We start from the raw sequence: 22,279 nt of genomic DNA on the forward strand, positions 1-22,279 counted from the left end.
CGTAACCAACGGGCTAGGTTATCGCCAAATGTGTTGTGTATCGAAGGCGTGTGGCCAGTCGCTGCGTAGGAGCCATATCGTAAATACGATAGAGGAGCACGCCCAAGTCAGCGGGTAGCACCAGCTGATGGTGGTGAACTTCGGTATGAAGCGAATGGCTGTGGTAACGTAGATGATGCGGACACCACACCAGAAGGTGAGCATAGTCACCATAGGTACGATGGATTTGCCAGCACCACGCATTATTCCTGCTGCGCAATGTGAATATGCAAGCAGGCAATAGAAAAATGCACATGTCGCAACCTGCATATGTCCAAATGCGATATCTTCTGGATTCTTTATGAACCAACCAAGACAGGTATCTGCAAAAATATAATATATAAGCCCTATGGACTCAGCAAGAAATACTCCAGCGGCGACACTCATACGAGCGCCTTTAACTGCTCTGTCGTATTTTCTGGCACCAAGATTCTGACTGATAAAAGTTGGTATCGCCATCGAAATACTTGTGATAGGAAGGAACACGAAGCCTTCAATCTTTGAGTATGCTCCCATTCCATTCATGGCGTGTGGACCAAATGCATTTATGTTTTTCTGAACAACGATATTTCCAATTGAGATAACTGAATTCTGCAGCCCCATAGGAAGTCCCTGAACCACAATTTCTCTCATCATTCTTGGATGCCACTTAAAAATTTCGCCCACTTTGATTCCAGTATTATCGTCTATACGAATTAATCTTATGAAGCAAAGCAGTGCTGATATTCCCTGGGAAACAACTGTGGCAACTGCTGCACCAACAACTCCAGTGTGAAAGCCTGCTACAAGAACCAAATCCAGTGCAACATTCAACACAGATGAGAATAATAAGTACAACAATGGGTGATAACTATCTCCTACGGAACGCATTATGTTCATAAATACATTGTATAAAACAATAGTCGAAATGCCACCGAAGTATATATTGAAGTATGCATAAGAATATGGCAAAACCTCAGCTGGTGTATCAATTATGCGAAGCATAATAGGTACAAAAACAACGCCAATGATTGTGGCAACTACACAACAAATCAGAGCAAAAAGCACATTGCTGTGAATTGATTTGCGCACATTTTCATCATCACCAGCTCCAAAGTATCTGCTTATGATAATTCCACCGCCGGCACCCATTCCACCAAAAAAACCTACAATAAAAAAGCTCAAAGCTCCGCCTGAGCTAATAGCTGCAAAGGCATTGCTTTCAGCAAAGTTTCCAACGACCCATGCATCAGCTATATTGTACAGCTGCTGCAATAATTGGCCCATAAATAAAGGGATGCAAAATTTAAACATCCCCTTACCTATAGAACCATTTAATAAATCAATTGATTTACTATTCATTTTAATCCTCATCTAATACATGTATCTCGAGATAATCAAAAGGTACTTCATCCACAAAATTATCCTGTGTGAAGCGTGCCTTCCCGTGACGCTTGAACTCGCGGATAGTTGAGTCCAGCCAAACTGGCTTGCTAGTGTCAAACTCATAGCTTGCTTTATCCACCGCATTAAAAATCTTGTGGGTGCGAGTCTCCTCTGAATTATCTTCTACAACAAGGTCATGGAGAAGACGATTATCTTTCCACGATTTAAACCATATTCTCATGTCGTCTCCTCTGTCTGTGTGTTTCGTACATTAATATGCTGGCAGCCACCGATGCATTTAGCGACTCAAGCTTTCCCTCCATAGGAATTCGTAAATACGAACTAGCATGATCTGCAATCTCATCTGTAAGTCCATTACCCTCGTTTCCAATCATGAAGGCTGTAGGGCCAGTGTAGTCGAAGCTATCGTGGAACTTCTCGCCCCTCAGGTGAGCTGCATAAACTGAAACACCAAACTGTGACTTCAGCTGCTCAATTGTCTCACCCAAATCAGCTACCACAATATGAGGCATTCTGAAAATGCTTCCCATGGTAGAGCGAACCACCTTTGGAGAATAAATATCCACTGTGGTACCATTCATAATGATTCCAGTAGCTCCAGCACCCTCAGCGGTACGGACAATAGTACCCATATTACCAGGGTCCTGTAAAGATTCCAAAATCACAATGTGCGCAGGCTTTCCTGTGCCCTCTCCCAGCACATCTGAAAGAGTAAAATCCTGCATTTTTACCAACGCAAGAACTCCCTGAGGTGTGACTGTATCACTCATGGAATTAAAGACAGACTTCGCCACCTCTTCGATGACAATAGAAGGAGCCTTTGCCTTTATATCCTCCACAAAAGCGGCTCCCTCTGCCGAATCTGCAAAACCCTCTACGTAATAAACAGCATGAAGAAGCTCTGCAGGCACCTCTGCCACAGCGCGAATTCCCTCAACCACAAAAAGCCTTTGAGCTTTACGCTCTCTGGCTTTTTTGTTAAGTGCTATTATGTTTTTGATTTGATTATTCTGTGTACTTGTAATCATTGTTCAACGAATTGCAAATCTGATACTGATACTCATCAACGTCCTTGTGCATAGCAAGTGCCTCATCGATATCGAAATCAACGAACTCACCGTGACGGTAACCAACTACACGGTTTGTCTTGCCCTCGCAAAGAAGATCAACTGCCATAGCGCCCATTGTAGAAGCGTAAACACGGTCCTTACATGTTGGTGAACCACCACGCTGCATGTGACCAAGGATAGTAGCACGTGTCTCAATACCTGTAGCTGCCTCGATACGCTTAGCCATAGATGTTGAGTGGCCGATACCCTCTGCATTGATAATGATGTGGTGCTGCTTGCCCTTCTTACGTCCCTCGATGATGTGATTTACAAGCTTCTGCTCATCGTAATCATATCTCTCTGGAAGGAGAACATCCTCTGCACCGTTTGCAATACCGCACCAAAGGGCGATGTAACCTGCTCCACGACCCATAACCTCGATGATAGAGCAACGCTCGTGTGACGTAGATGTATCACGAACCTTATCGATAGCTTCCATAGCTGTATTTACAGCTGTATCGAAACCGATTGTGTACTCTGTACAAGCGATATCAAGATCGATAGTACCTGGAAGACCGATTGTGTTGATTCCGAACTTAGAAATCTTCTGAGCTCCCTTGAAAGAACCGTCACCACCGATAACAACAAGTCCATCGATACCTGCTTCTTTAGCCTTCATAGCTGCCTTCTCCTGGTATACAGGATCGAGCATCTCTAAACAACGTGCAGTCTGAAGAATAGTACCACCACGCTGAATAGTCTCTGAAACACTATGTGCGTTCATATCTATAATCTCGCCAGAAAGAAGTCCAGCGTAACCTCTTCTGATACCTTTAACTGTCTTGCCTCTAGCGATAGCCTGACGAACAACAGCACGAATAGCTGCGTTCATACCAGGTGCATCACCACCTGAGGTAAGCACACCAATTGTCTTAACTTGATCTGCCATTTAAAAATTCCTCCTAGATAATCCCTCTTCAAACAATCCGCATATATTTTAGCTTCTTTTGCAAACGTTTTCAATAAAAATAATAGAAAATACATGGTTTATTTATATTTCTGGAGATAATCCCTTTCTACCATCTCTTGCTCTTTGCAAATTCAACCTTGCCCGCTACTGTTCGAACATTGTCATCTCCGAATACTTCCTTTAGAACTGCAAGATTCTCGGATGTCGCAGCGAGGCACCAGTTAGCTGGCATAACCTTGATTTCCTTTTCCTGCTTGAAATAGATAACAAGAACGTCTTTTCCATCCATTTCCTTGATAATGCCTGCCAGCTTCTTTTCTGTTTCCTCATAGCCAGCCTTGCTTTCAAGCTGAATCCACACACGCTGCGGGCAATCATCAAAACTCTTTATATCCTGACAGATAAGCTTTGCATCCTTATCTTCCTCAACCTGTACGCGGCCCTTAACAAAGACCTTATTGCCATCATTTATAAGGATACGTGCCTGCTCATAGGAATTCGGAAATACGATAACCTCTACCGAACCGGTGACATCCTCCAGTGTGATGAATGCCATTGCCTTGCCCTGCTTGGTGAACTTTGTGGTAACGCCCATAATCATTCCACCAATGACTACTTCGGTGTCATCCTGAACAGTAGGCTTTCCTGTTTCCTCATCCACGGCAAATTCACTGGCGTGGTTTGTGACATTTTTATTCATGACCTCCATGTATTCGCCTAGCGGATGACCGCTTACATAGACACCCATGAGTTCCTTTTCAAAGCCCAGCTTCATTTCCTCGTCAAATTCTTCCACGACGGGCATTGAAATCTTCAAGTCCTCCTTCTGTTCATCACTTGCAAAGTCAAAGAGTGACATTTGACCTTCGATTTCGTTTTTCTTCCTATTATTAACTGAATCAAGAATCATCGGAAATACCATGCACTTCTGACGACGGTTCCCCTCTATAGTATCAAGTGCTCCAGCCTTAATCAGGTTCTCGATTGTGCGCTTGTTGGCGTCGTATTTAACGATTCGATTTATGAAATCCTCTAGGTCACGGTATAAGCCATTTAATTTTCTATCCTGGATAATACCAGCAATAGTGTTACTTCCAACAGACTTGATTGCTGACAGGCCATATCTAATCTTGCCATTATCAACGGCAAAATCTGCCTCTCCATAATTTACGTCAGGTGGCAGCAACTCGATTCCAGCTTCTCTGCAGGATGCTATATATTCCGCAATCTTCGTGCTGCTGTTAAGCACTGATGTCATAAGAGCAGCCATAAATTCCAACGGATAATATTTTTTTAAATATGCTGTCTGTACGGCAACGTAAGAATAGGCTGCCGCATGGCTCTTATTAAATCCATACTCAGCGAAAGGCATCAATTGATCAAACAGCCAGTTTGCATCTTCCTCTGAAATGCCATTCTTATCAAAGCATCCCTGAACGAAGGTTGGTCGCTCAGCAGCCAGCTTGTCTCTTTTTTTCTTACTCATCATTCGTCTTACATTGTCAGCTCGCCCCATGGTATAACCGGCACAGGTAGTCATAATCTGCATAACCTGCTCCTGATAAACAGGGAAACCATAAGTATCCTGTAAGACATCTCTAAGCAATGGGAATCGTTCGATGAATGGAGATTCCTTTCCTGTATTCTTACAATCAATAATATTAGGAATGAAATCCATTGGACCTGGACGATAAACAGCATTTGCCAATATCAAATCTCCAATTTGAGTTGGATTAAGCTGCTTCAAAAGATTTTTCATTCCCGCAGACTCAAACTGGAAGACGCCGTCAGTTTTTCCAGCCGCGAAGAGCTCCATTGCGCCCTTGTCATTGTAATCTATCTTGTGTAAATCTATTTTGATGCCGTGGTTTTTCTCCACCTGCTTAATGGTATCATTAATAACAGTAAGATTTCGAAGACCAAGGAAGTCCATCTTCAAAAGACCGATCTCTTCGATAACTTCCTTTTCGTACTGGGTTATGATTACGTCACCTTTTCCCAGTGCAAGTGGCATATACTCATCTGTTGGCTTTCCAGAAATAACAACGCCAGCTGCATGAACACCCGTGTTACGTGGCAATCCTTCAAGACTTTTACATATATCCAGAAGTTTTCTGATTTCGTCATCAGATTCATACATTGCCTTGAGTTCAGAACTATATTTAATTGCATTTGCTATGGTGACCTTCTCATCATTCGGAAGGACATCAGGAATCAACTTCTTTATGCTATTTGTATAAGGAATAGGAAGTCCCATTACACGTCCCACATCCTGAACAACGCTCTTTGGCTTCAACGTACCAAAGGTGACAATCTGTGTAACACACTCATCACCATATTTACGACGAACATAGTCAATAACCTCCTCGCGTCCCTCAGGGTCGAAGTCGGTATCTATATCAGGCATGGATACACGCTCTGGATTAAGGAATCTCTCAAAGACCAGATTGTATTTCATCGGATCTATGTCTGTGATTCCAGTAGTGTAACTGATAAGTGAACCAGCGGCAGAGCCACGGCCTGGTCCAACAGGAATATCATGTGTACGTGCATAATTTATGAAATCCCAAACAATAAGGAAGTATTCAATATATCCCATCTCCTTGATGGTATTTAGCTCGTAGGTGAGGCGTTCTTCATAAAGATGTGCATCATCTCCATAGCGCTCCTTCAAGCCATCAAAACACAGCTTGTTAAGATATGTCCATGCATTATATCCCTCTGGCACAGCAAAGGGTGGAAGACCTGCGATGTGGTATTCAATCTCTACATTACATCTGTCAGCAATTTCCTGAGTACGATATACTGCTTCCTTTGCATAAGGAAAAAGATCAAGCATTTCCTGCTCAGTCTTTACATAGAACTCCTCTGTCTCAAAGCGCATTCGGTCCGCATCGTCCATTTTAGCACCAGTCTGAATGCAAAGAAGAACGTCGTGACTGTAGGCATCCTCTTTATTTGTGTAGTGGCAGTCATTTGTGGCAACAAGTGGAATACCGGTCTCACTTGAAAGACGCATAAGCCCCTGATTAACATTCTTCTGTTCGACAATGCCATGGTCCTGCATCTCAAGAAAGTAATTATCTGTTCCAAACAAGTCTCTATATTTAACAGCTATTGCCTTTGCCTCATCGTACTGATTTCTCATCAATGCACGAGCAACCTCACCTGCAAGACAGGCAGAAAGGCAGATTATTCCCTCATGATATTTCTCTAAAATCTCAAAATCTACACGAGGCTTGTAATAGAATCCGTCAACAAATCCAGCTGAAACAATCTTTATAAGATTGTGATAGCCAACATTGTTTTCGGCAAGCAAAATAAGGTGATAATATCTATCGTCACCTTTTACCATTTCTCTATCAAAACGAGAGCCTGGTGCAACATATACCTCACAGCCTATGACTGGCTTCACCCCTTGGGCCATGCACTCGTCATAAAACTTTGTGACACCGTACATATTTCCATGATCAGTGATAGCGGCTGCCGTCATACCCTCAGCCTTGCACTTTGCAACATAACTCTTTATTTTATTGGAACCATCCAAGAGTGAATACTCCGTATGGGTGTGTAGATGTACAAAACTCATAACATACTCTCTTTCAAAAAAAATCACTACCACTATTGTATAGTGGTAGCGACTAAATCACAATGTATTATTTTGCATCCTTCAATGCGTACGCAATATTGATAGCGTGGTCAGCGCATCGCTCAAGGTCTGTAACCATATCTGAGAAGATAACGCCTGCGATAGGCTCGCATTTATTTTCCATAAGACGCTCAACGTGATGATTGATGAGCTGTTTCTCCTGCTTATCTACCTTTGACTCAAGCTTTTCAATCTTTGGAAGATTGTCGTAGTTCTCTGAAGTGAAAATATCGATAGCAAGTTCAACCTCTTCCATAGAATTATCTGCCATTTCCTTCAATTCCTTGGCAGCCTTCTTAGAAAGCTTTGTCTTTTTATTCTTCATGCGGGTAGCATACTCGATGATATTCTCTGCGTGGTCAGAAATACGCTCCATATCAGTAACTGCAATTGTGATTGCAGAGATACGTCGAAGATTTGCTGGTGATAAATTCAATGCCTGAAGCTTCACCATTGCATCCTGAATTGCATGATTTAGGATGTTAACAGTTTCTTCTCTCTCCTCAACATCCTCAACCTTCTCTGGCGAGTAGTCAAAGAAGCAATCTATAGCCTTTTCAAAATTCTCTGCTGCAATAGCGCCCATTCTGGCTGCCTCAAGCTGTGCCTGATGAATAGCCATGTTTGCTGGGACATTGCTAACCTGTGACATAAATACAAGCTTTCGATCCTCTGCTGCACGAGTCTCCTCTGGAAGCTCAGGTATAAACATATATGTGAGCTTAATAATCCAATCTGTGAATGGGAAGATGATGCAAACAGCTATGATAGCAAATACTGTATGTGTGTTAGCTATCTGACGTCCTGGATCAGCTGATGTAGACTGAATCCAACTCAAAAGTGGTGTCACATGGATAATGATAACAATGATTGCTGCTCTAATTACATTGAATAAAAGATTCAAAATAGCTGAACGCTTACCATTTCTGTTGGCTGTAAGTGACGCAAGAAGGTTTGGTGTAACAGAACCAATGGCTGCACCAATTACAAGATATACCGCAATGTCGTAATCCAAAATTCCCTGCACAACAAACGCCTGGAAAATAACTGTCGCAGATGATGAGCTCTGCAATAAAGCTGTAAATGCAATACCAAATAGCAAAGCAAGGAATGGATTGCGTAAAGTACTAAGGAAGTTAACAAACATTTCCGACTGTGAAAGTGGCGCTATCGCCGCCTTCATAATAGTAATACCCTGGAAGAGCATACCAAAGCCCATGATAACTGTACCGATATGCTTTACCAAATCCTTCTTAATGAAAAGGTACATTACCGCACCTGCAAAAAGAAATAGCGGTGTGAATGTAGCAATATTAAAGGCTGTAATCTGTGCTGTGACTGTGGTACCGATATTGGCACCAAGGATAACTCCAATAGCCTGTGCCAGGGTCATCATTCCAGAGTTAACGAAACCGATAACCATAACATCAGTAGCTGAAGAGCTCTGAACAAGGACTGTCATAAGAAGTCCAACAAGAACAGCTACTAATTTGTTTGTAGTAGCCTTCTCTAAGATAATTTGAAGATTATCACCGCAACTATTCTTAAGTCCAGTGGACATGATGGACATTCCAAAAAGGAACAAGCCCACTCCACCTAATAGTGATAATATTTCTGCAATTGTCATTTCATTCTCCTTCTACTCAGGGTCCCTCGAACAAATAATAAACCCTGTACTTTTCCTTCGTGAAAAGTAATTCTTTACTCTTTTTCTTTGTCCTTATGTATCATAACAGACTTCATAGGGAATGTCTAAGAAAATAATTGAGTCGTAAGCTTATTATTAGCATTTTCATCACATTCTATATATAAGCCTTAATAAATATACCATCTTCTCGGTATTCTTCTGAAATCAGCTCGCCATTTTCACGAATTTTCGCAATGCTTCCTGCCTCTGAGTATGGCACCAATTTCTCCACATACTGCTTACCGTCTCTGAGAAGTTCCGCTAAAATCTCTTTAACCCTGTCCAAACCTTTGCCAGTTTTTATAGATGTATGAACTGTGTAATCTGCCCTCAGGTCATGATAATCATGCTCGTCAGCCACCTTGTCCACCTTATTGAAGATAGTGACAACCGGTTTATCACACACTCCAAGCTTATCAAGTGTCTCGTATACTATTTCCATCTGACGGTCCATCTGAGGGTTGCTCACATCCACCACATGTATTATATAATCTGCATACTTTGCTTCCTCAAGTGTACTCTTGAAAGCATCTACAAGGTGATGTGGAAGCTTGCGAATAAAGCCAACTGTGTCTGTAAGAAGAATCTTCTGGTCGTTATCCAAAAGAAGCTCTCTCGTTGTAGGATCGAGTGTTGCAAATAATGCATCCCATTCTAAAATATCAGCATCTGTCATCTTATTTAAAAATGATGATTTGCCGGCATTAGTGTAGCCTACAATTGCTGCTACTGGCACGCCATTTCTCTGTCGCTTCGCTCTTGTAATTTCACGATGAGATACCACATCCGCAAGTTCTTTTTTAAGCTGAGTGATTCGTCCGGCAATAAGACGCTTATCCATCTCAAGCTTCTTCTCACCTGGGCCACGGGTACCAATGGCTCCACCGCCACCTGCTGCCGTACCACCCACACGAGACATATTTTTGCCAAAGCCTGTAAGACGTGTCATCTCGTAACGAAGCTGCGCCAGCTCTACCTGAATCTTTCCTTCGGCTGTACCAGCACGAGCTGCAAATATATCAAGGATAATCAGTGTCCTGTCCATTACCTTTGTATCAAGAGCATCTGCCAGATTTCGCATCTGAGCTGGTGTCAACTCGTCATCACAGACAATGCCTGTCGCGCCTGTCTCCCAGATTAAATCAGCTATCTCATCAACCTTTCCAGTGCCTACGTAGGTGCCAGGATTGCGACGCTCAAGGTTTTGCATAATTTCTCCAACAACCTCTGCTCCAGCAGTCTTGCAAAGATCCTTCAATTCATCAAGTGAATCTCTGGCCTCTACCTCGTCACCTTCATTCACTGCAACAAGTATTACTTTTTCTACTATCTTTTCTGTATTTACCATTTTATTTCCTATCTTCAAAACTATTCCATATTGATTGTAACATATCTAATCTCTGCAAAATAGTAATTTTCTATTGACTCGTTCTAATTGTTGTGGTACCTTTTTTTTGAAATTTAATAAACTGATTCGCTAGGGGCGCATTTTGCTGAGAGGTTTATACCGACCCTTATCACTTGAACTGGATAATACCAGCGTAAGGAAGCTATTTTAGATGATCTCCTAGCATATTGTATGAAGGGAGATTTTTTATTATGATCAATCACGTTTCTTCAAACGAAAAGTCAAAGGTTAGCTTTACAGCAAAGCAGCTTGCATTCTGTGCTGTTGCCATGGCTCTTGCCTTTGTTCTTTCTAACATCAAGGTTTTCAAGTTTCCTACAGGCGGTTCAATCACTGCATTTTCTATGCTGGTTGCATGCCTGCCAGGATTCTTTTTCGGTCCTCTTGTGGGCATCGTAACCGGCGTTGCCTACGGCCTATTAAATCTCATTGTAGATCCATATATATTATTTCCTGCGCAGGTAATCGTTGATTACATCCTTGCTTTCGGAGCTCTTGGCCTCTCAGGATTTTTTGCAAATAAGAAATTTGGCCTTATCAAAGGCTACATCGCCGCAGTTCTTGGCCGTTACGTATTTGCAGTAATCTCTGGCTGGATTTTCTTCGGAGAATGGGCTTGGGAAGGTTGGAGCCCACTTACTTATTCACTTGCGTACAATGCAATATACATCTTCGCCGAAGCTGCTGTTACACTTGTAGTTCTCTTCCTCCCACCTGTCCGTGATTTGATGGGAAGACTTAAGGATATGGCGACGAACTAATTCTAATAATCAAAAATGACTCTCTCCAAGGATTTCGTTTGAAGAGAGTCATTTTTCATTTTTATTATCTTTTGATTTTCCCGCTGCCCGTCTTCTCCAAGGGTTCACTTTGAATATCTTTCTTGTAAATCCTCTTAAAAATTGGCAATCTTTTATTCAAATCAGCAATATATGCAGCCACCAAGTCTTTCTTATCTTCATCTGCATAAATTCTTGTACAAATTCTATCCCCCTCTGCATAAACCTTACATTCATGGATAAATTCGCATTTATAAAGCTCGTTTTCAAGCTCCTCAGGACTAACATTTTCTCCACCGGAAAGGATAATCAAATTCTTCTTACGCCCTGTAATGTAGATATATCCATCCTCATCAATGTAGCCTAAGTCCCCCGTATGCAGCGCTCCGTCAATAACAGTCTTACTGGTTTCTACATCATTGTTGTGATAATATTTCATAATTGTAGGGCTTTTTATGCAAAGTTCGCCATCAATAAAGAAAACTTCTGTATTAGGTACTGTCCGTCCCACTGATTTCAAGTGATTCTTACAATCATAGTTGCAAGTGATGTTTCCACATGTTTCCGTCATACCGTAGAACTGTCCATACATTACTCCTTTATTTAATAAAGCTTCTATTGAATTAATATCCGGAGCTGCCCCTGCAGTAAGAATCAATTTTGCATGCCCCAATCGTTCCATGTGTCCTCTGGCTATTGCTTTCTTCCAGAGATTTAGCGTTGCAGGCGTTACAGCTGCACAGTCTATATTCTCATTTTCCAAATCAAAAAGGACATTACGTGGATTGCGACTAATATACATTGTACCGCCCATTTCCATTAGGGCAGCCCACGCTGTTATTCCAGCTATGTGATAAAATGGGAAATTAACATATGCATCTATATGCGAACTCACATCAATAGGTGCATATTCGTCTACAATTGTCTTTTGGAAACCAAACATATTCCCAACTGAAAGAACCACTCCTTTTGATTTCCCGGTTGTCCCAGATGTATAGATGATAAATAAATCTGAGTCTTTTTCCTCCGCTGAAAAATCACATAACTCCTTTATCCCACCTCTTTCACCAATCACTTCAGATAATGTTATCAAGGGAACTGACAAATCTTCATTATATATTTTGCCATTGTCAGTAATTACAAAGTCTGCCCCCGAATTACTAATTTCATAAAGAATATTGTCCTGACTTTCATAATAATTAACAGGAACCAGCACTGCTCTGCTGAATATAAGTGCCCCCATCAATACCATGTATTCATAGGATGAATCGCAATATGCAGCAATACGTTTGCCACTAATATCTCCTACTAATTGTTCTATATTGTAAGCACAAATTCCAACCTGAGCATAGTATTGTTCATAAGAGATATTGTAAGACTTATCGCCATCCAAAATACGATACGCAATCTTTGAGCCACACTTTTTTATATCTTCTAAAAAATGCACCATAATCTGAGCACCTCAAGTCATCGCTTACTTTCTATCACTTCAAGCATATCCTCTACTGTTCCAATCTCCAGCAATTCATCTTCATTAATTTTGACAGACAATTCCTTTTCAAGCTTGGAAACTATTGAAAGTACCTCAAGAGATGACAAATCCAAATCGTCAATAAAAGAACTATCTTTTTTTATTTCATCCTTTGGAATATCAGCAACATCCTCAATTATTTTTGCTAATATTTCAAATGTATTTTCCATCTATTTCACCTCCACAATTATCTGGAACTATTCCCAAATCTTACTTTACTAAAGATATTGCTTTTCGCCCAAACAAAAATATACGTAAGTCCAAATACAACTATAAATCTGACACCTATCACTATCAGATTTCTAAGCCAAACAGGTCCCTGCCAGTTATTAACAAAATCATACTGAAGGTAGACGCCTACTGCTGTTAATTCAATATTATGTATCAGCAAAACATATAGTGAATTTCTTCCAATACTTCGCAGACTGGTTGTAATTAAGCCTTTAGCTCTATTCAATCGCAAGAACCAATATATATTAGCAACAGCTACCAACGCCATTAAAAATATATACACAGGACCATAAGGATAATAACTAAGGGCCATATTAAATTCTGCTCCTAATGCTAATGTAGCAAGAAAAACCAACGCACAAATGAGGGTAACTGAAATACTTATCTTTTTGCTTATATCTGCTATGAAGTACTTTTTCTTTTTTGCAAAGTACCCTATACACATATATAAGGTTGCCACAAGACCTTGAGATATACACCACGGAGTTGTCGGTCCCTTACTAATAATCCAACCGATTATTGAAGCGATAACACAAGCCGCAAAAAGCTTTTCCCCCTCAAAGTAATTAAGAAACTGATTAAATACAACACTCCCTACAAACAATGCAACTAAAAACCACGCTACTCGGTTAGCTGGTATTTCATATCCAAATATTGCCAACGAATCTGACAATCCAAGTAATGACCCCAAGGCCAGTTTTATCGTCTCTTTGATTGTAGATTTAACTCCACCACCATATAACTCAAAATATGCTATTAGATGAACAATACACGTTAGTACAACAGTAATGCAATATGGTATCATTATGGACTTAAACTGATGTCTAACGCACTTCTTAAAAGTAGTCTTTCTAAAGCCATATCCGCTCATAATAAATAATGCCGGCAAGCATGCAGTGCCTACTAGTGAAAAGATAACCACTGCTATCGTCATAAATACATCTCTATTATCAAAAATGCCATAACAATGTGAAAGTAGTATCGAAACCATTATGACACCTTTATATAAATCAAACATTCCTAATGTATTTTTTATTTTAATATCTTTATTAAACATGCAGAATTCCTTATATTTTTTTGCCTTATTTTCGCTCAATTGATGTAATATTAGCATTTCCATATACTATTGGCAATTAGCATATTAAACATAAAATACCAGTCTATACGACTGGTATTTATCATCAAATTTTTTTCTCTTTAATTATGTCGACTTATATACATGCCCTGATATACAAATCATTTCTTTTCCGCAAATCAACAAAGCCACCATCGTCCAACTTAACAAGCGGACTGGACAAGGCATTGTTGTTTATCATTGTGATGATGCCACGTGTTCCGTCTGACAGGAGGACTCCAGTTCTAAGATACGAATGTGCAATATTCTCCAAGAATACCTGAAGGACATTCTGGTCATATTTAGCCTTATCTTCACGTTGGAACTGAGCAATAACTTCAAATGGGCAGATTCCTGCTCTATAACATCTATCTGCAGTCATAGCATCATAAACATCAGTAATCGCTATAATTTTCGAATACTGATTTATGAAATCCTTTGTCAAGCCATAAGGATATCCGCTTCCATCATTTCTTTCATGATGTTGTAGTGCGGCAAGCTTAATACGTCTGTCAATCTCAAGATCCATTAGCAAATTGTAACCGAGAAGTGGGTGTTCCGCCATACGACCAAATTCATCAGACGTAAGAGGGCCCTGCTTTGTAAGAATACTGTGAGGAACCAGTGATTTTCCAATATCATGGTAAAGTCCACACATTGTTAGAACATCCAGCTCTGTCTCATCTGTAATTCCAAGCCATGAGCCGCATACTCTGGAGATAATAGCAACATCTACGCAATGTTTAAAGGTAGATGTATCAATCTCCTGAACATTTAGCATCATCGCCATAATTCCAAGGCCTGTTGAATGCTTTTCGAAAACTGTGTGGATATCATTTATCAACTCTGTGTCATCTATAGGAACTTTCTTATCCACAAAGTCGTTCACAATCTTTTCTAATCTATCCGCGCATTTAATGTAGGCGCGTTTAAATTCTGCAAATTCTGCACTATTTGTAATTCTCCAGGACTGAGTTTCACCTATAAATTCGTCAGGGGCATCAAAATCGTATTTTTCAACAGCATCCTCTTCATCCTGGACTGCAAGCTCCTGAATATTGTAGTAACTGAAGTGAAGCAGCTGTTGCGCTGTAACAGGAGTTCCTGCCTCAGCTAACAGCTGGCCGCGGGGGCTAACAATTCGCTCCGCTAATATCATTCCTGGTTTGATTTCGTTGACGAATATTTTCTTCAATACGATATCCTCTTGATAAATATGAAAAAAAGCTTGTAACTGTCAAGCTCTTATATTTCTCAAGCGATGCTTTCTATGCAGAGCGGAGAAATCATAAAGCTTGACAGTGTAACAAGCTGTAGTTACGTCTATCTAGCACCCTTATCGTATGGAATACCCTCTGCTTTTGGAGCACGAGAATTCTGTGATGTAAATGCAAGAACGATAAGTGAAACGATGTATGGGAACATGTTGTATACAGTTCCTGAGATAGGAAGTGCATGAAGGAATCCGATTCCCATATATACGTTTGAAAGTGAGCGGAATAAAGCAAAAAGCACTGCTGACCAAGCAATACGCTCTGGCTTCCACTGACCGAAAATCATAACTGCAAGAGCTAGGAAACCTGCACCTGCAACACCATAATCAAAGTGCCATGTAGAGTTTGCTGCGCAGATGTAAATGATTCCACCAAGTCCTCCGAGGAATCCTGACATCAATACGCCGATGTATCTCATAGCATAAACATTGATACCAACTGAATCAGCTGCCTGTGGATGCTCACCACATGCGCGGATACGAAGCGCAAGCTTTGTCTTGTAGAAAAATACGATAGCAACTACAAGGAGAACAGCTGCAACTACGATAAACCAGCTAAGCTGAAGCTTTCCGATGCTAAACATGAAAGCGTTGTGTCCACGAACATAATCAAGCTTTGCAGAGAAATCTGTGCCGCCTGAACGAGCTGTGTTGAAGCCCTTAATAATAACTGTTGCTGATGCTGTAGCAAGCATGTTAAGTGCTGTTCCGATAAGTGTCTGATCAGCCTTGAAGTTGATACAAGCAACCGCAATCAAAAGTGATGAAAGCATACCAGCAACTGCTGATGCTAAAAGTGTAAGGCAAATGATTGTGCCTCTTGATGCATCCTCTGGAAGGAGAACCATTACCATAGCTCCTGCCATAGCACCGAATACCATAATACCCTCGAGACCCAGGTTGATGATACCGCTTCGCTCTGAGAACATACCTCCCAAAGCAACAAGGATAAGAACTGCTGAGAAAATCAGGGTGTACTGAATTAATAATAGCATTGACTACACCTCCTTTTCTTCAGCTTTTTTAGCTGTATCGTCTGGCTCCGCATTGGCGTTAACCTTTACCTTGCCAGGTCTGTTAAGTATAGTTCTAAAGAATAATACGAATCCGCAGAGATAAATAATTATTGAAATCATAAGATCTGCAACCTGTGGATTGTAATAGTTTGTGTTGAGGTACTGACCACCAAGTGTAATGTACTCAACGAAAAGTCCTGCAATGATAGCTCCGATTGGATGAAGACCACCAAGGAATGCAACAGCGATTCCATTAAAGCCCATGCTTGGAACAGAAGATGCAATCTTGAAATGCTCGATACCAGTCAAATAATAGAGACCAGCAGCCATTCCTGCGATAGCACCAGAAATAACAAGTGTAAGAATAATATTACGCTTTGCATTCATACCAGAATACTTAGCAGCTTCCTTGTTGTGACCCGTGGCCTTAAGCTCATAACCGAATGTTGTCTTGTTGAGAACTACAAGAATAACGATTGCAATGATAATTGTGATTGGAATAGCAATTGTCATGTACTCATTGCCTCCAAAGAAATCCTGCATAAAGCCTGGAAGAAGTCCTGCAGGATTTAACTCCTTAATCTCGTATGTCTCAGACTTTGACTGATTCATACACTTCTCCCCACCAAGGATGATATTACAGATGTATAAGCCAATCCAGTTGAGCATGATACCTGCGATAACCTCGTTTACATTGAATAGTGCCTTGAAGCATCCAGCTAGGAAGCCCCAAACTGCACCTGCAACGATTGCTGCAATAAGGCAAAGTGCCCAATTCCAACCAAGTGCAAGTGATGTATAAAGGCTGGCAATAATACCAACTGTATACTGACCTGCTGCACCAATGTTGAAAAGTCCAGCCTTGTATGCAAAGAGAATAGCCTCTGCGCAAAGGATAACTGGAACTGATTTAACTAAGAATGAACCCATGTACTTCATAAGAGTAGCTGTACTGGCAATTCTGTACTTGAAGAAGTTTGTAAGAATTGCTGACATACCCTCACCTGCATGCTCTGCATTCATGAAGCAAAGGATAATATAACCTAAAATAATACCTAAGATAGCACATAAAACAGAAGCAAGTAATGTCTGTACTGCCGGTCTTTTCAAAAAGCTTGTTTTCTCTGCCATTACTTAGCCTCCTTTCTGTCGTCACGTTTTGCACCTGACATGTATAATCCCAATTCCTGAAGTGTAGTAGTCTTTGGATCAACCTCACCAACTATCTCACCTTCATACATAACAAGAATTCTATCAGAAAGGTTCATAACCTCATCCAACTCAAGTGAAACGAGAAGAATTGCCTTTCCAGCATCACGTTCCTTAACGATTTCCTTGTGGATGTATTCGATAGCACCAACGTCAAGACCACGGGTAGGCTGTACAGCGATAAGAAGCTCATGCTGTCTGTCCATTTCACGTGCTACAATTGCCTTCTGCTGGTTACCACCTGACATAGAGCGAACAATTGTCTTAGCGCCCTGTCCAGAACGAACATCGAAGGCCTGTGCTAATCTGTCAGAGTACTTTCTCATGTCAGCCTTCTTGATGATACCCTTGTTGTTGAAAGCAGGCTCAAAGTATCTCTGGAGAATCATATTCTCCTCGAGAGTGTAGTCAAGAACGAGACCATGCTTATGTCTATCCTCAGGAATGTGACTCATTCCGTGAGTATTCTTATAACGTATAGACTTCTTAGTGATGTCCTCACCACAGAGAGTAATCTTACCGCTTTCAATATTGTCAAGACCTGTAAGAGCTCCTACAAACTCTGTCTGACCGTTTCCATCAATACCTGCGATACAAACGATTTCGCCTGCACGAACATTGAATGAAACATTGTGAACTGAATCATTTGAATGAAGCTTGCTCTTTACACAGACATTCTCTACCTTGAGAACCTCATCACCTGGCTTAGCCTCTTCCTTGTCAACAGCAAACTTAACGTCACGACCTACCATCATTGATGAAAGCTCTTCCTTTGTGGTGTTTGCGACATCAACAGTACCGATATATTTACCCTTACGAAGGATAGAGCATCTATCAGCAACTTCCATGATTTCGTTAAGCTTGTGTGTAATGAAAAGAATTGACTTGCCCTCGGCTGCCAAGTCCTTCATGATTTTCATAAGCTCGTCAATTTCCTGTGGAGTAAGAACTGCTGTAGGCTCATCAAAGATAAGGATATCGTTGTCCCTATAAAGCATCTTGAGGATTTCTACACGCTGCTGCATACCAACAGTGATGTCCTCAATCAAAGCGTCTGGATCAACCTTGAGGTTGTACTTGTTAGACAGGTCTAAAACCTTTTTACGCGCCTCTGCCTTTGTCAAAAAGCCAAACTTACTAGGCTCTGAACCTAAGATAATATTGTCCAGAACTGTGAAAATATCAACCAGCATGAAATGCTGATGTACCATACCAATACCAAGATCTGTAGCGTCGTTAGGATTATTAATCTTAACTTCCTTACCGTCCTTTTTAATAACTCCCTTTTCCGGTGTATAGAGTCCGAAAAGAACACTCATGAGTGTGGACTTGCCGGCGCCGTTCTCCCCGAGAAGTGCATGAATCTCACCACGCTTCAATTGCAAAGTAATATCATCATTTGCAATAATGCCAGGAAATTCTTTTGTAATATGCAACATCTCAATTACATAATCTTCCATCGCAGTACCCTTTCTTAGTTATACTCATATACAATAATTATACTGAATTCAATGATTTTTCACAATAAAAAAATAGGGCTTTCCGATACCGGAAAGCCCATAATTTACACCTCATTCTACACTAACGTGACCAGAAATTAGTGAATGTTATCAAATTCCTTTACAGAGATTTCTGTCTTAGGCATAGCATCTGTTGAGTTATCAACTGTGATTGTTCCATCATTTAATGAAGCAACAAGTGCCTTGTAATCATCTACTGTGAAGTTTGTCATTGTCCATGTGTCAGTTGGAAGCTGAACATAGTTAAGTGAAGGATCTGTACCTGATACGATACCAAGGTTCTCGATCTTTCCTGAGTAGTTAGACCAGTTACCTGCGAAGAGATCTGTAAGTGTAGCATCAACTGTTGCTGCAAGACCCTTCATAGCTGAAGTAACGCAAAGGCCTTCTACGCCGTACTGGCTCTCGATTGTACCAGACTGATCAACGTCAACACCGATAACCTTACCATCTACCTTTGTAGCAGCCTCGCAAGCTGATGTGTAGATACCACCACCACAAGCGAATACTACTTCTGTACCGTTTGAATACCATGTATCCATCTGAGCTGTGATAGCGTCATCACCATAGAACTGGCCACCATATACATAGTTAACCTGAACATCTGATGTGTTGCCAAGCTCAACTGCTGCATCGTTAGCACCCTGAACGAAGCCAAAGCCGTAACGGATAACAGCTGGAACAGCCATACCGCCAAGGAAACCAAGCTTCTTGTAGCCTTCCTTAACAGCTGCATAACCTGCCATGTAACCAGCAAGCTCTTCCTGATATGTGAATGAGCAAACGTTTGCTGGAAGTGTATAATCACCAAAATCACCAGGACCACAGTCAAGAGCGATGATTGTTACGTTTGGATAATCCTCAGCAACTGACATGATCATGTTTGCAAATAAGTAACCTGGAACAACGATTACGTTGTAGCCATCTGTAACAGCGTTCTCAAATGAAGCGATACGAGCATCATCTGAATCCTCAGTTGGCTTGTAGTACTGGAACTTTACATTGTTCTTCTCTGCGAATGCCTTAGCAGCCTCGTATGTTGTCTGGTTGAATGACATATCTGTGATATCACCAGAGTCTGTAATCATTGCGATTGTGTAATCGCTAGCTGCTGCCTCATCTGCAGCCCCCTCTTCTGTTGTTGCTGCTGCATCATCTGATGAAGCTGTCTCGCTTGATGAAGATGATCCGCATCCAACAAACATAGTAGCTACCATTGAAGCTACAAGAAGTACGCTTAATAACTTCTTTTTCATTCTTTCATTCCTCCTATGAATCCGTCTTCTATTAGTTTTAGAAAACACCTAAGGCTAATTATAAAGAATTCGCCGTATTTTGCAAGGTTTTTGATTAATCTAGCTTTAAGTTTTCTGGTCCAAAGCCTAAAGGCAGCATTTCTGCCAATGTAACAACCTTGATGTGCACCTGTGACTCGTCCAGTTTCCCTAAATCTGTTACGTTATCAACCTCAGCAAGAAGGATTTCGAAAGCTTTTGGATCTGTAAACTCTCTAAGCACCTGCCTACATACCCCACAAGGAGCACAATATGGCAGTGCTGTAAGATTATCCATACCACCAACGATAGCTATTCTCTTAAAGTTCTTCACGCCTTCACTAACAGCCTTAAATACCGCTGTGCGTTCAGCACAATTTGTTGGTGTATATCCTGCATTTTCAATATTACACCCCTTAAAAACCCTGCCATCAGCAGACTCAATCGCCGCACCAACCTTATGATGAGAATATGGTGCATAAGCCATTTCTCTAGCCTCAAGGGCCAGCTTAATCAATTCAAAATCTGTCAAATTACTCACCTACTTAATCACCTATTTCTGTAGCAGAAAGCTCTGTATCGTCAGCAGCAATATATACCTTTGCCTGACGTCCCCATTTATTATTAGGATGGCTCTCCACAACTTTATTGAAGCATTCCAATGCCTGTTCAGTCTGTCCCGTCAACCTGTAACAGTCCCCAAGAAGGAACAGCGCTGCGCCGTCATTGTAACCTTCGTCAATATCAACCACATTCTTGAAGTTGATAATTGCGCTCTCATAATTTTCCTCTGTGTAGAAGGAATTGCCGTCATCATAATAGCCCTGAATAATAGCCGGAGCAATTTGGCTATAAAGGGTATCATAAAACTTTTGTCCCTGTTCTCCAAGCACCTCTTTCGTAACAAGCTGAATATACTCACTTGCTGCAGCACTGTCACCAGCCGCATAGGAATTTTGAGCTGCAAGAAGATTGTCATATGATGTCGCCACATCCTGCTTATCCTCGTATGCAGCAAGACTTTTCTTAAGACTGTCAATCTCATCCTGAAGGGCCTGATTATCACTTCGTGATTGAGAGAGTGTTTCATTCAATGATAATACCGTTTCTGTATTTCCATCAGTCATATTGTCGCGAACTGTTGGGACTATCAGGAAGAAGCAAATCAAAAGACCAACAACCATACCAAGCACAATATTTATCAAGCTTGTGCGGGTGTTATCCAACATACTCCTGAAGGAGCTTTCTGACATTATTACAGTGTCATTCCCGTCTGCGAAAGTAACAACATCATTCTTCTTTTTACGCTTTCCGGTATTCTGTTCCTTGAGGCGTTCCTTCACCTCATGGATATAGCGGATAGTGGTTGTGTTGTTGCTATCGATTTTCGCCGCAGCTGAGAGGACTTTTCTTGCATCGGCAAACTTATTCTCCTGGATATACAAAAGTCCAAGAAGTTGATGTGCTTTTACAAGATTTGGATTCTGACTGATAACCTTTTTCAACTGAATCATAGCTAAATCGCGGCTACCAGACTTACAGTATTCAATTGCCTGATTATATTTCTTGATTGTGGAATTTAGCTTGTTTAAAAGCCCTGGATCACTTTCAATTTCCGCAAGATATCTGTCAGCAAAAGGATTATCCTCCTCCTGAAGATTCTTGGAAAGAACCCACTCATTGATTGCACGAACTGTCTCACCAACCTGGTAATAGCACAAACCTAGAAGATTTCTAGCATTGGTGTTGTACTTGTAGTATTGAAGTGAGGTTTTAAGTGCTTCAATTGCACCGGACAAATCGTGAACCTTCGCCTTTTCCAAGCCCTGATTATAGAACAAATAAGATGTATAAATAATCTGTTTGTATAACAAAATATCGGCGCCGCAATTGTAACAGACTTTGTCGTTACCAACCTCGGCACCACACATAAAGCATTGCATTTATTATTCTCCGTAAAGCGTTTCTTAATTGCTATTTTTGTTATGTTACTAATTCTGAGCCTTCTGAGCAGAAATGTTGACAAGTAAATCAGTCAAATCTGTGAGGTCTCTGGCCTTAATGTCTTCCTCTGCCTGTTCAACCTCGATTGCTGGCTCATACTTTTTTAATTCTTCTTCAAAATCAATCATTATTCAATCCTT

At 41.0% G+C, this 22,279-nt stretch carries 19 protein-coding genes and 1 riboswitch; of the genes, 1 reads left to right on the forward strand and 18 read right to left on the reverse strand.

Going from position 1 to position 22,279, the window contains the following annotated elements:
* Nucleotides 1-18: 18 nt before the first annotated feature.
* The 7 genes from FXF36_RS02855 to hflX form a co-directional block, all read right to left on the reverse strand.
* The gene (locus FXF36_RS02855; RefSeq protein ID WP_243143567.1) at nucleotides 19-1,380 is read right to left on the reverse strand and encodes an MATE family efflux transporter; all 1,362 of its coding nucleotides are present in this window, start codon (nucleotides 1,378-1,380) and stop codon (nucleotides 19-21) included.
* A gap of 1 nt (nucleotide 1,381) precedes the next feature.
* Nucleotides 1,382-1,645, reverse strand: a complete 264-nt coding sequence (locus tag FXF36_RS02860) for a hypothetical protein (RefSeq protein WP_151622375.1) — start codon at nucleotides 1,643-1,645, stop codon at nucleotides 1,382-1,384.
* Nucleotides 1,629-2,453, reverse strand: coding sequence for a TrmH family RNA methyltransferase (locus FXF36_RS02865; protein ID WP_151622376.1), 825 nt, complete (start codon nucleotides 2,451-2,453; stop codon nucleotides 1,629-1,631). Before FXF36_RS02865 ends, FXF36_RS02860 begins: the two co-directional genes overlap by 17 nt.
* Complete coding sequence (gene pfkA / locus FXF36_RS02870; RefSeq protein ID WP_151622377.1) at nucleotides 2,431-3,423, reverse strand: 6-phosphofructokinase; 993 nt, start codon at nucleotides 3,421-3,423, stop codon at nucleotides 2,431-2,433. Before pfkA ends, FXF36_RS02865 begins: the two co-directional genes overlap by 23 nt.
* Before the next feature lie 127 nt (nucleotides 3,424-3,550).
* Complete coding sequence (locus FXF36_RS02875) at nucleotides 3,551-7,033, reverse strand: DNA polymerase III subunit alpha (protein ID WP_151622378.1); 3,483 nt, start codon at nucleotides 7,031-7,033, stop codon at nucleotides 3,551-3,553.
* A 67-nt stretch (nucleotides 7,034-7,100) separates the two neighbouring features.
* Nucleotides 7,101-8,720, reverse strand: coding sequence for a Na/Pi cotransporter family protein (locus FXF36_RS02880; protein ID WP_151622379.1), 1,620 nt, complete (start codon nucleotides 8,718-8,720; stop codon nucleotides 7,101-7,103).
* 175 nt (nucleotides 8,721-8,895) lie between these two features.
* Nucleotides 8,896-10,128 carry a GTPase HflX gene (hflX, locus tag FXF36_RS02885; protein WP_151622380.1) on the reverse strand — a complete coding sequence of 411 codons (1,233 nt, stop codon included), beginning with the start codon at nucleotides 10,126-10,128 and terminating at the stop codon, nucleotides 8,896-8,898.
* 121 nt (nucleotides 10,129-10,249) lie between these two features.
* Nucleotides 10,250-10,345, forward strand: a riboswitch (TPP riboswitch).
* Nucleotides 10,346-10,379: 34 nt separating this feature from the next.
* Here hflX and thiT point away from each other — a divergent pair.
* On the forward strand, nucleotides 10,380-10,949 hold the full coding sequence (gene thiT / locus FXF36_RS02890; protein WP_151622381.1) for an energy-coupled thiamine transporter ThiT: 570 nt from the start codon (nucleotides 10,380-10,382) through the stop codon (nucleotides 10,947-10,949).
* 64 nt (nucleotides 10,950-11,013) lie between these two features.
* Here the strand turns inward: thiT and FXF36_RS02895 are convergent, their stop codons facing one another.
* The 11 genes from FXF36_RS02895 to FXF36_RS16210 all read right to left on the reverse strand — a co-directional run bounded on the left by FXF36_RS02895 (nucleotide 11,014) and on the right by FXF36_RS16210 (nucleotide 22,267).
* The gene (locus FXF36_RS02895) at nucleotides 11,014-12,417 is read right to left on the reverse strand and encodes a class I adenylate-forming enzyme family protein (protein WP_151622382.1); all 1,404 of its coding nucleotides are present in this window, start codon (nucleotides 12,415-12,417) and stop codon (nucleotides 11,014-11,016) included.
* 17 nt (nucleotides 12,418-12,434) lie between these two features.
* On the reverse strand, nucleotides 12,435-12,668 hold the full coding sequence (locus tag FXF36_RS02900) for an acyl carrier protein (RefSeq protein WP_151622383.1): 234 nt from the start codon (nucleotides 12,666-12,668) through the stop codon (nucleotides 12,435-12,437).
* 17 nt (nucleotides 12,669-12,685) lie between these two features.
* A complete protein-coding gene (locus tag FXF36_RS02905) occupies nucleotides 12,686-13,849 on the reverse strand; it encodes an acyltransferase family protein (RefSeq protein WP_151622384.1) in 1,164 nt (387 codons plus the stop codon).
* Between the two features lie 91 nt (nucleotides 13,850-13,940).
* Complete coding sequence (locus FXF36_RS02910; RefSeq protein WP_151622385.1) at nucleotides 13,941-15,038, reverse strand: response regulator; 1,098 nt, start codon at nucleotides 15,036-15,038, stop codon at nucleotides 13,941-13,943.
* Between the two features lie 128 nt (nucleotides 15,039-15,166).
* Nucleotides 15,167-16,111, reverse strand: coding sequence for an ABC transporter permease (locus FXF36_RS02915; protein WP_151622386.1), 945 nt, complete (start codon nucleotides 16,109-16,111; stop codon nucleotides 15,167-15,169).
* Nucleotides 16,112-16,114: 3 nt separating this feature from the next.
* The gene (locus FXF36_RS02920) at nucleotides 16,115-17,263 is read right to left on the reverse strand and encodes an ABC transporter permease (RefSeq protein ID WP_151622387.1); all 1,149 of its coding nucleotides are present in this window, start codon (nucleotides 17,261-17,263) and stop codon (nucleotides 16,115-16,117) included.
* Nucleotides 17,263-18,801, reverse strand: a complete 1,539-nt coding sequence (locus tag FXF36_RS02925) for an ABC transporter ATP-binding protein (RefSeq protein ID WP_151622388.1) — start codon at nucleotides 18,799-18,801, stop codon at nucleotides 17,263-17,265. The genes FXF36_RS02920 and FXF36_RS02925 overlap by 1 nt, the downstream gene beginning before the upstream one ends.
* Before the next feature lie 137 nt (nucleotides 18,802-18,938).
* Entirely contained in the window at nucleotides 18,939-20,117 is a 1,179-nt protein-coding gene (locus FXF36_RS02930; RefSeq protein ID WP_151622389.1) for a BMP family lipoprotein, read from the reverse strand.
* Between the two features lie 94 nt (nucleotides 20,118-20,211).
* Nucleotides 20,212-20,667: a cytidine deaminase gene (locus FXF36_RS02935; RefSeq protein ID WP_151625637.1), complete on the reverse strand. Its 456-nt coding sequence runs from the start codon at nucleotides 20,665-20,667 to the stop codon at nucleotides 20,212-20,214.
* 13 nt (nucleotides 20,668-20,680) lie between these two features.
* Nucleotides 20,681-22,078 (reverse strand): tetratricopeptide repeat protein, encoded by a 1,398-nt coding sequence (locus tag FXF36_RS02940; protein ID WP_151622390.1) that lies wholly within the window; start codon nucleotides 22,076-22,078, stop codon nucleotides 20,681-20,683.
* Between the two features lie 48 nt (nucleotides 22,079-22,126).
* On the reverse strand, nucleotides 22,127-22,267 hold the full coding sequence (locus tag FXF36_RS16210; RefSeq protein WP_167511264.1) for a hypothetical protein: 141 nt from the start codon (nucleotides 22,265-22,267) through the stop codon (nucleotides 22,127-22,129).
* Between the last annotated feature and the right edge of the window lie 12 nt (nucleotides 22,268-22,279).

It is taken from the genome of Pseudobutyrivibrio xylanivorans (genome assembly GCF_008935055.1).
GTDB classification, from domain to species: Bacteria; Bacillota; Clostridia; order Lachnospirales; family Lachnospiraceae; genus Pseudobutyrivibrio; species Pseudobutyrivibrio xylanivorans_A.

Excerpts from the sequence above, each read along its gene's own strand:
- FXF36_RS02855 (WP_243143567.1), bottom strand. The coding sequence starts at position 1,380 with ATGAATAGTAAATCAATTGATTTATTAAATGGTTCTATAGGTAAGGGG.
- FXF36_RS02860 (WP_151622375.1), bottom strand. The coding sequence starts at position 1,645 with ATGAGAATATGGTTTAAATCGTGGAAAGATAATCGTCTTCTCCATGAC.
- FXF36_RS02865 (WP_151622376.1), bottom strand. The coding sequence starts at position 2,453 with ATGATTACAAGTACACAGAATAATCAAATCAAAAACATAATAGCACTT.
- pfkA (WP_151622377.1), bottom strand. The coding sequence starts at position 3,423 with ATGGCAGATCAAGTTAAGACAATTGGTGTGCTTACCTCAGGTGGTGAT.
- FXF36_RS02875 (WP_151622378.1), bottom strand. The coding sequence starts at position 7,033 with ATGAGTTTTGTACATCTACACACCCATACGGAGTATTCACTCTTGGAT.
- FXF36_RS02880 (WP_151622379.1), bottom strand. The coding sequence starts at position 8,720 with ATGACAATTGCAGAAATATTATCACTATTAGGTGGAGTGGGCTTGTTC.
- hflX (WP_151622380.1), bottom strand. The coding sequence starts at position 10,128 with ATGGTAAATACAGAAAAGATAGTAGAAAAAGTAATACTTGTTGCAGTG.
- thiT (WP_151622381.1), top strand. The coding sequence starts at position 10,380 with ATGATCAATCACGTTTCTTCAAACGAAAAGTCAAAGGTTAGCTTTACA.
- FXF36_RS02895 (WP_151622382.1), bottom strand. The coding sequence starts at position 12,417 with ATGGTGCATTTTTTAGAAGATATAAAAAAGTGTGGCTCAAAGATTGCG.
- FXF36_RS02900 (WP_151622383.1), bottom strand. The coding sequence starts at position 12,668 with ATGGAAAATACATTTGAAATATTAGCAAAAATAATTGAGGATGTTGCT.
- FXF36_RS02905 (WP_151622384.1), bottom strand. The coding sequence starts at position 13,849 with ATGGAAATGCTAATATTACATCAATTGAGCGAAAATAAGGCAAAAAAA.
- FXF36_RS02915 (WP_151622386.1), bottom strand. The coding sequence starts at position 16,111 with ATGCTATTATTAATTCAGTACACCCTGATTTTCTCAGCAGTTCTTATC.
- FXF36_RS02920 (WP_151622387.1), bottom strand. The coding sequence starts at position 17,263 with ATGGCAGAGAAAACAAGCTTTTTGAAAAGACCGGCAGTACAGACATTA.
- FXF36_RS02925 (WP_151622388.1), bottom strand. The coding sequence starts at position 18,801 with ATGGAAGATTATGTAATTGAGATGTTGCATATTACAAAAGAATTTCCT.
- FXF36_RS02930 (WP_151622389.1), bottom strand. The coding sequence starts at position 20,117 with ATGAAAAAGAAGTTATTAAGCGTACTTCTTGTAGCTTCAATGGTAGCT.
- FXF36_RS02940 (WP_151622390.1), bottom strand. The coding sequence starts at position 22,078 with ATGCAATGCTTTATGTGTGGTGCCGAGGTTGGTAACGACAAAGTCTGT.
- FXF36_RS16210 (WP_167511264.1), bottom strand. The coding sequence starts at position 22,267 with ATGATTGATTTTGAAGAAGAATTAAAAAAGTATGAGCCAGCAATCGAG.